Raw genomic sequence first — 1,361 nt, 5'->3', positions numbered from 1 at the left:
ACCTATCTACCTCATCATCTTTGAGGGATCTTACTTACTTGCGTAATGGGAAATCTCATCTTGAGGGGGGCTTCATGCTTAGATGCTTTCAGCATTTATCCCGTCCATACATAGCTACCCAGCGATGCCTTTGGCAAGACAACTGGTACACCAGCGGTATGTCCATCCCGGTCCTCTCGTACTAAGGACAGCTCCTCTCAAATTTCCTACGCCCGCGACGGATAGGGACCGAACTGTCTCACGACGTTCTGAACCCAGCTCGCGTACCGCTTTAATGGGCGAACAGCCCAACCCTTGGGACCGACTACAGCCCCAGGATGCGATGAGCCGACATCGAGGTGCCAAACCTCCCCGTCGATGTGGACTCTTGGGGGAGATAAGCCTGTTATCCCCGGGGTAGCTTTTATCCGTTGAGCGATGGCCCTTCCATGCGGAACCACCGGATCACTAAGCCCGTCTTTCGACCCTGCTCGACTTGTAGGTCTCGCAGTCAAGCTCCCTTATGCCTTTGCACTCTACGAATGATGTCCAACCATTCTGAGGGAACCTTTGGGCGCCTCCGTTACACTTTAGGAGGCGACCGCCCCAGTCAAACTGCCCACCTGACACTGTCTCCTACCCGGATCACGGGTAAGGGTTAGAATTCCAATACAGCCAGGGTAGTATCCCACCATTGCCTCCTCCGAAGCTGGCGCTCCGGATTCCAAGGCTCCTACCTATCCTGTACAGGCTGCACCGGAATTCAATATCAGGCTACAGTAAAGCTCCACGGGGTCTTTCCGTCCTGTCGCGGGTAATGCGCATCTTCACGCATATTATAATTTCACCGAGTCTCTCGTTGAGACAGTGCCCAGATCGTTACGCCTTTCGTGCGGGTCGGAACTTACCCGACAAGGAATTTCGCTACCTTAGGACCGTTATAGTTACGGCCGCCGTTTACTGGGGCTTCAATTCAAAGCTTCGCTTGCGCTGACCTCTCCTCTTAACCTTCCAGCACCGGGCAGGCGTCAGCCCCTATACGTCACCTTACGGTTTTGCAGAGACCTGTGTTTTTGCTAAACAGTCGCCTGGGCCTATTCACTGCGGCTCTCTCGGGCTATTCACCCTACCAGAGCACCCCTTCTCCCGAAGTTACGGGGTCATTTTGCCGAGTTCCTTAACGAGAGTTCTCTCGATCACCTTAGGATTCTCTCCTCGCCTACCTGTGTCGGTTTGCGGTACGGGCACCTCCCGCCTCGCTAGAGGCTTTTCTTGGCAGTGTGAAATCAGGGACTCCAGGGAATAATTCCCCTTGCCATCACAGCTCAATGTTATAGGAACGGGATTTGCCTCGTTCCACACCTCACTGCTTAGACGCGCAT

The 1,361-nt window shown here is 54.0% G+C and carries 1 rRNA gene (running past one end of the window); it reads right to left on the bottom strand.

The window, feature by feature from the left end:
* Positions 1–1,361: ribosomal RNA gene (locus QT711_RS19480) — 23S ribosomal RNA — on the bottom strand; its annotated part runs 1,608 nt beyond the window's last position; the annotation flags it as partial.

The sequence above is a fragment of the Sporosarcina saromensis genome (assembly GCF_033253735.1).
In the GTDB taxonomy this organism is placed as follows: domain Bacteria; phylum Bacillota; class Bacilli; order Bacillales_A; family Planococcaceae; genus Sporosarcina; species Sporosarcina saromensis.
This window is presented reverse-complemented; position numbering and strand designations above follow the sequence as displayed.